This is a genomic window from Caulobacter sp. (genome assembly GCF_049283275.1).
GTDB lineage: Bacteria > Pseudomonadota > Alphaproteobacteria > Caulobacterales > Caulobacteraceae > Caulobacter.
In genome coordinates, this window is the sequence record NZ_JBAPVS010000160.1 from 1 (window position 1) to 7,183 (window position 7,183).

The following is a 7,183-nucleotide window of genomic DNA, read 5'->3' on the forward strand; positions in this document are numbered from 1 at the left end:
CACGACTCCCACCGCGCCTCCCCCCGTGGTGCGATCGACCATCGTGCCGGGTGAGGGCTACCCGCCGCCGCCCAGCGCGCCCCGGGCCCAGCCTCGTCCAGGCTCGATCTCGTTCAACCTGCCTGGCGTGGACGTGCGCGACTTCGCCAAGGCCGCGCTGGGCGACACCCTGGGCTTGCCGTACGCCGTCTCGCCTTCGGCGCGGGGCCTGGTCACCCTGGTCACCCCTCGCCCCGTCGCGGCCGCGGACGCCCTGCCCCTGATCGAGGACGCGCTCCGGACGGCCGGCCTGGCCGTGGTGCTGAGCGGCGGAACCTACACCGTCATGCCGCTCAACGACGCCAGGACCCAGGCGTCGCCAGCCGGCCCCGATCACCCGGGTTACGGCTCGGAGGTCGTCACCTTGCGCTTCGCCAACGCCGAGGAACTGCGCAAGCTGCTCGACCCGATCGTGCCCGGCGTGATCGCGGCCGGCGGGCGCGGCTCGACCCTGACGCTTTCGGGGTCTTCCGGTCAGCGCCGGGCCGTTCGTGAACTGATCGAACAGTTCGATGTCGACTGGCTGAAGGGCATGAGTTTTGGCCTCTACATCCCCAAGAACACCGACGCGCGGCTGATCGCCCCGGAACTGGACAAGCTGATCAACGCGCCCGGCGCGCCGACCGCCGGCATGGTTCGCCTGGTGTCGATGGAGCGGCTCAACGGCGTCGTGGCGATCACCAGTCAGAAACAGTATCTCGACGACGTGCGGCGCTGGATCGAGGTGCTGGACCGCGAGGGCCAGTCGACCGAGCGCCGGCTCTATGTCTATCGGGTGCAGAACGGCCGCGCCTCCGACCTGGCCAAGGTGCTGGCGGCGGCCTTCGGCGGCGGCGGCGCCAGCGCCAGCAGCGACCACAAGCCCGATGTCGGCGAAGCGCCGCGGAATCCGCTGGCCGCTCCGCCCCCCGGCGAAACCCTCCCCGGCCAGTCCCCGGCGCCCGCCACCCAGTCGGTCAGCATCGGCGGGGGCGATGCGCTGAACATCACCAGCGACGAGACCAACAACGCTGTCGTCGCCTACGCCACGCCCCGCGAATACTCGATCCTTGAGGACGCCCTTCGCAAGCTCGACGTCGTGCCTCTGCAAGTGATGATCGAGGCCACGATCACCGAGGTCTCGCTCAACGACGCGCTGCGCTATGGCAGCCAGTGGTTCTTTCAGGTCAACGGCAACCAGTACGCCCTGAGCCAAGGCTCCACGCCGGCGCCCAGCCCGACCTATCCGGGGTTCGCCTACACCCTGCGGACCGGTTCGGTGACCGCGATGATCAGCGCCCTGTCCGAGGTCACCCATATCGAGGTGCTGTCGGCGCCGAACCTGCTGGTGCTGAACAACCAGACGGCCTCGCTGGAGGTCGGCGACCAGGTGCCGGTCTCGACCGGCTCGGCGCTCAGCAGCATCTCGGTGGTCAACTCGGTCGACTATCGCAACACCGGCGTGCTGATGAAGGTCACGCCGCGGGTGAACGCCGGCGGCCTGGTGCTGCTCGACATCGTCCAGGAGGTCAGCGACGTCTCGACCAACGCGACGTCAGGGATCGACTCGCCCACGATCTCGGTCCGCAAGATCGCCACCTCAATTGCGGTGCAGGACGGCCAGACCGTGGCGCTGGGCGGCCTGATCCGCGACAACGGCAACAAGAAGCGAAACGGCGTGCCCATTCTCAGCGCGGCGCCGATCATCGGCGGCCTGTTCGGGTCGCGCGACAATCGGCGACAGCGCACCGAGCTGCTGGTGGTGCTCACCCCGCACGTCATCCGCAACGCCGATGAATCTCTGGCCATCACCGACGAGTTGCGCCGGAAGATCCGGGCCATCTCGCCCGAACGTCCCCGGTTCGAGCCGTGACTCCTCCCCCCGCCCGTGACGGCGGCTATGCCCTGGTCGCGGCGTTGATGGCGGTGCTGATGTTCGCCTATGTCGCCTACGCCGTCCTGGCGGCGGACCGGGGGGCGGTCGCCGGACTGGACGCCAGCTTCGTGCGGGCCCGCCTCGAGGCCGCCGCCGACGCCGGCTTGGCGACGGCGGTGCACGGACTGACGGCCCGCGATCCAGCGCGCCGCTGGGCGATCGACTCCCGGCCAAGGGAGCTCTGGATCGACGGCGTTCGCCTGGTGATCGTGGTCGAGGACGAACGCGGCAAGATCCCCGTCAATCGCCTGGACCGCGCCAAGGCGCGACGCATGTTCGAAGCGGCTGGGCTCCAGGGCGCGCGACTGGAGGCGGCGACGGCCGGCTTCGTCGATTGGCGCGACGGCGTGGTGCGCCCGAGCGGCGAAGCCTTGAATCGAACGGCGCGCGGACTGCGCCAACGTGAGGGCCCCCTGCGCACGGTCGGGGAAATGGCCGAGATTCCCGGCGTGGATGAAGCGACCGCGGCTCGGCTTGCGCCGGCCATGACGCTGTTTCCGGGTGATCGCTCCACCTTCGACGTTCGCACGGCGCAGCCCCTGGCCGTGAAGGTGATGACGGATGACGGCGCCGATACGCCGGACGCCATTCAGCGCGCGCGCGAAGCGTCCGGCCAGCGCACCCGCCTGCAGCTTGCCGAGCGAGGCGACTATCAGGGCCGCCCCCTGACGGTGCGGGTGACCGCCCGGGACGAGCGGGACGGCGTCTTCCATCGGGCGACGGTGATCGAGTTGACGGACGATCGTTCCCGTCCCTATCGCGTCAGGGCCGTCGACTGACGATCAGATCCAGTGGGCGAGCCGCGCCGTCCAGGTCGCCAGAAACGCCAGGGCCAAGGGCGGACCGAACGGAAGCGGCGCGGCCAGGCCTTGCCGTCCATGAGCGACGGCGCGGGCGGCCACCCAGGCGAAGGCCGCGCCGCAGGCGATCAGCAGCACGCTCGGCAGGGCCGCCCAGCCCAGCCAGGCCCCCGCCCCCGCCAGCAGCTTGGCGTCGCCCAGACCGATGCCTTCCCGTCCGCTGGTCCGCCGAAAGGCCTCGGCCAGGACCGCGATCACGACGTAGCCCAGCACCGCCCCGACCAGGCGCGAAACGACCTCCTCGCCCATGGCCGGGGCCATGATCAAGCCGACGGCGATCATCGGAAACGTCAGGAGGTCAGGCAATCGCAGGGTCGCCGCATCGATGATCGCCAGCGCCAGCAACATCGCGACGAGGAACAGGGATGCGGCCGCGACCAGCCAGGACTCCGACAGGACCAACACCCAAGGCGTCAGCACCGCGCCGCCGGCGATCGCGATCCAGGAAGAGCGCCGAAGCGTCGCCGGAACGAAGCGCGCGGCGAGGAGGTTGGCCGCCCATCCCGCCACGCCCCCGCAAATGCTCCCGGCGGCGATGGCTGTGGCTATTGCGGCGTCGTGCGGCATGCGATCCGTTCTGATCATGGCGCCGTCGACACCACCTGAGATAGATAGCCAATATCGCGGCCGTGCATCGCCGCCCAGAGGTCCTGACCCTTTCATGCCTTCGAGCTTCAGCATCCGGCGGTTTTGCTTCGCGGCCGACGCATGAAGCGGGTCATTCCCGCCATCGTGCTGCTGGGCTTGGGCGCTCCGGCGGCGAGCCCCGTCGCGGTCGCGGTCGCCGCCGAGGTCCAAAGGCAACGCTACGCGATCCCTCCCCAGCCCCTCAGCACCGCGCTCGAAGCCTTCGCCGCGACCAGCGGGCTGCAAATCCTCTACGATCGGCCCACCGACGCCCAGTCCTGGTCGCCGGGCGCGACGGGCCTGTTCACCTCGGAGGAAGCCTTGGCCGCCATGTTGAAGGGCACGGGGCTGGTCGGCCGCTTCGGCGGCGCGAACGACATCGTGCTGACCCCGGTCCCGCCGGCCGGCGGCGCCAGCCCCGGTCGCCCGCCCGACAGCGCCCTGACCCTGGAGCTCGATACGCTGAGGGTCGAGGCCGCGCCGATGCTGGAGGCCCAAGCGGGCGCGCCATTTTCGCCCACGCTGTACGGCGGCCTGTTGCGCACCGCCGTACGAACGGCCCTGCAAGGCGACAAGCGCACGGCCACCGGCGACTATGCCGCCGTCATGCGCCTGTGGGTCGCGCCATCGGGCCGGATCTCGCGTCTCGACTACGCCCAGGGATCCGGCGACCCCGCTCGCGACGCCGCGATCGAGACCGTACTTCAAGGGCTGGTCGTCAGCGAGCCCCCTCCGCCTCGGCTGCGACAGCCCGTCGTCATCGCGATACGCTCCCTGCCCGCCCACTGAGCCCGAACTGTCACAGAAGCGTCGCAGCCCGTTGATATCGATTCCGCTCGGAGGCACTCGGTGGCCTTCGCACCGGACCTTGCGGTGTTGGACATCCAAAACAAAATTCCAGATTCCGATGTCCCCCGGCGGACCCGAGCACTGTCGCGCGGGCGTGCGGCCGCCTTGTCGTGTTCTCTGGGCGCTCACGCGCTGGTCGCGGCGGCCTTCGCGATGAACGCACCGCACGACCCAGCCAGCGCCCTGGGGTCATGGGCCGACACCGACTCCGCGATCGAGGTCACGCTCGTCTCCGGCCCATCGCGCACCGCGTCGTCCGCTGTTGACGCTGAGACCGGCCCGAAGCCGATCGCGAACCTCGAGTCGATATTGCCCGTTTCGCACACCACGGCGCCGCCATCGTCGTCACCACGAGGCGAAGCATCGACTGCTCCGACCAGCGCCGCGTCGAGCGCTTCCGAAACGGCGGCGGCCGGCTATTCCGCGCCGGGAGATGTCACCAGTGCGGCTCGCGATCTCCGCGATCCAGCGGCGGACGCGGTCGGACGTGAGTACCGCCGGCGCCTTCTGGCGCATATCCAGCCCTATCGCCGCTATCCCCGCGACGCGCACGGCGACGGCGGCGCGGTGCAATTGCTTTTCGTCATTCAACGCAGCGGCGCGGTGACTGGAGTCTGGGTCACGCGCAGTTCCGGCGTTGTCGTCCTCGACGACGCGGCGGTCCAGACGTTGATGCGAGCCCAGCCTCTGCCGCCCATCCCCGCCGCCCTCCCCGATTCCGTCTCCGTCAGCCTGCCCGTCGCCTTCGACGCACCTTAGGGTTTGCGGCGATCGACAGGCTGTTGCGATCGCAACGGCCTTAACGTAAACGGTTGAGCATGACCGCACCGACTACCTTGGGGCGTTAGGCGGCGTCAGTTTTGAGTCGAGTCAAAGCACATGTCCGACACTTGGGCCGGTCTGCGTCAGAGACTGCTCGCCCGTTACGACGAGTTCGTTCGTAGGCTAACCCCGCGCCTGGGCTCCGCTGATCTGGCCCGCGAGGTGGTGCACGAGACGTACATGCGCTTCGAGCGGGTCGGCGACATCGGCGTCATCGAAAATCCCGACGGCTATATCTTCCGCACGGCCATCAACATCGCCCGCAACAAGGGCGTGATCGAACGTCGCTACCTGAACGTTTCCGAGATCGAAAACCTGATCGGACTCGCCGACGATGCGCCGAACCCCGCCCAGATCGCCGAGGCGCGATCGGAAATGGACATCTTGCGCCGCGCCCTCACCAAGCTTCCCAGCCGCCGCCGGGCGATCTTCGAGGCGTCCTGGGTCGACGGCGTCTCGCATGCGGAGCTCGCCCTGCGCTACAACGTGCATATCCGCACCATTCAGCGAGAGCTCGAACAGGCGACAATGTTTGTTCGCCGCTTCTGGAAAGAAAATCGCACTTAGAGCGTCGCTTTTGGCGGCTCCGATTGTCTTGCCAATAGACTTCGAATGAATTTAAGGGACGTGTCGCCGTTCGTTCGGCGCCGAGAGATACAAGACGGACATGAACGCCTCCGACAAGAACGCAGCGCGGGGCTCGCTCGAGTCGCAAGGCTTGGCCTGGATCAACCGTCTGACGTCCGGTCTGGTCACCGCCGACGAGGCCGAGGCCTTCGTCCGCTGGCGCGCCGAAAGCCCGGCCCATGAAGAGGCCTTCACCGAAGCCGCTCAGTTGCGCCGCGCCGTCCGCGAGGCGGTGACCGCCGAACGGGCCGAGGCCGCGGCGGACCTGCGCGCCCGGGCCTCGCGTTCATCCCGTTCCTCACCGCTGATGAACCGCCGGGCTCTGCTGGGCGGCGCCGTGGCGGCTTCGGCCGTCGCCTATATGGTCGCCCGACCGCCGGCCGGTCTCTGGTCATCGTGGGCGGAACTGAACTCCGACCTGCGGACCGCGCCCGGCGAGCGGCGCTCTGTCGCGGTGGCGGACGGCGTCTCGGTGGAGCTCAATACCCGAACCAGCGTCTCCTTGCGCCACCAGGACGGCCGCCTGGAACTGGCCCTGTTGTCCGGCGAAGCCGTGGTCAGCGCCGCGACCGCCGCGTCCGCCCCCGCCATCGTCACGGCCCAGGACGGCACGACGACGGCCAGCCAGGGGCGCTTCAACATCCACCACGATCGTGATGCGGTCTGCGTCACCTGCCTGGCGGGCGAGACGCGGGTGGAAGCCCACGGCAAGCAGGTCGTGCTGCCGACGGGCGGCCAAGTGACCTACACCCGCAAGGCGATCAACGCCCCTCAGACGGTCGACCCCGCGCTGGCGGCTTCATGGATCCGAGGTCTGCTGGTGTTTCGCGATGCGCCGTTGCAGCAGGTGATCGACGAGATCAACCGCTACCGCCGCGGCAAGATCATTCTGGTCGACCCCACCCTGGCCCAGCGGCCGGTCTACGGCGTATTCCAGATCAGCCGCATCGCGGGCGCCGTCGAGCAGGTTCGCCGCCTGACGGGCGCGCATGCGTCATACCTTCCCGCAGGGGTTGTATTGCTCAGTTGACGTCATAATCGACGCAAAAACTTCACGATAAATCCTGTCGTCTCCGCCGCGACAGATTGTCTCTCTTCCTGACAAGGGATGAGATTCTTCATCGTCGGTGTTCGCCGACGACACGCTCCGTGATTTCCAAACGGAAGTCTTGGCGGCGCGAAATCTCCTCATCTGCATCCGACCCGAGTTCCGCCAAGCTTCCGTGCGGAACGATGGTCGTTGTCCGTACTCGCATCCGGGAATCCGGCGGCGAGTATGACTAGGGCGTCTGGAAATTGTTCTGAAGAACGCCAGGGCGATTTCTTACCGGGGGATGTAATATTCGTGCGCGAACTTGAAGGGACCCGTGGGCCGATGCTCCGCCGCGCGTCGGCTCTCCGCATGCCGATGTCCTGCGGGCTGGCCGTGGCCGCGGCCGTCGCG

Annotated in this window: 7 protein-coding genes; 6 read left to right on the forward strand and 1 reads right to left on the reverse strand. The window is 68.5% G+C overall.

Annotated elements, in window-relative coordinates:
• Together gspD and WAL33_RS08645 are read left to right on the forward strand one after the other, a co-directional pair.
• A partial coding sequence (gene gspD / locus WAL33_RS08640; RefSeq protein WP_422180443.1) for a type II secretion system secretin GspD occupies positions 1–1,891 on the forward strand: 1,891 nt, incomplete at its 5' end.
• Positions 1,888–2,733, forward strand: coding sequence for a hypothetical protein (locus tag WAL33_RS08645; protein WP_422180445.1), 846 nt, complete (start codon positions 1,888–1,890; stop codon positions 2,731–2,733). The genes gspD and WAL33_RS08645, both read left to right, overlap by 4 nt.
• 3 nt (positions 2,734–2,736) lie before the next feature.
• Here the strand turns inward: WAL33_RS08645 and WAL33_RS08650 are convergent, their stop codons facing one another.
• The gene (locus WAL33_RS08650; RefSeq protein ID WP_422180447.1) at positions 2,737–3,399 is read right to left on the reverse strand and encodes a prepilin peptidase; all 663 of its coding nucleotides are present in this window, start codon (positions 3,397–3,399) and stop codon (positions 2,737–2,739) included.
• 123 nt (positions 3,400–3,522) lie between these two features.
• Here WAL33_RS08650 and WAL33_RS08655 point away from each other — a divergent pair, with 123 nt between their 5' ends.
• From WAL33_RS08655 to WAL33_RS08670, 4 genes are all read left to right on the forward strand, one after another.
• A complete protein-coding gene (locus WAL33_RS08655; protein WP_422180449.1) occupies positions 3,523–4,230 on the forward strand; it encodes a TonB C-terminal domain-containing protein in 708 nt (235 codons plus the stop codon).
• Positions 4,231–4,290: 60 nt separating this feature from the next.
• The gene (locus WAL33_RS08660; RefSeq protein ID WP_422180451.1) at positions 4,291–5,049 is read left to right on the forward strand and encodes a TonB family protein; all 759 of its coding nucleotides are present in this window, start codon (positions 4,291–4,293) and stop codon (positions 5,047–5,049) included.
• 120 nt (positions 5,050–5,169) lie between these two features.
• Positions 5,170–5,679: an RNA polymerase sigma factor gene (locus WAL33_RS08665; protein WP_422180453.1), complete on the forward strand. Its 510-nt coding sequence runs from the start codon at positions 5,170–5,172 to the stop codon at positions 5,677–5,679.
• Between the two features lie 100 nt (positions 5,680–5,779).
• Positions 5,780–6,769, forward strand: a complete 990-nt coding sequence (locus WAL33_RS08670; protein ID WP_422180455.1) for a FecR family protein — start codon at positions 5,780–5,782, stop codon at positions 6,767–6,769.
• The last annotated feature ends 414 nt before the right edge of the window (positions 6,770–7,183 follow it).

What these genes read in the sequence shown, in the direction of transcription:
- WAL33_RS08650 (WP_422180447.1), bottom strand. Translation starts at nt 3,399, where the DNA reads ATGATCAGAACGGATCGCATGCCGCACGACGCCGCAATAGCCACAGCC.
- WAL33_RS08655 (WP_422180449.1), top strand. Translation starts at nt 3,523, where the DNA reads ATGAAGCGGGTCATTCCCGCCATCGTGCTGCTGGGCTTGGGCGCTCCG.
- WAL33_RS08665 (WP_422180453.1), top strand. Translation starts at nt 5,170, where the DNA reads ATGTCCGACACTTGGGCCGGTCTGCGTCAGAGACTGCTCGCCCGTTAC.
- WAL33_RS08670 (WP_422180455.1), top strand. Translation starts at nt 5,780, where the DNA reads ATGAACGCCTCCGACAAGAACGCAGCGCGGGGCTCGCTCGAGTCGCAA.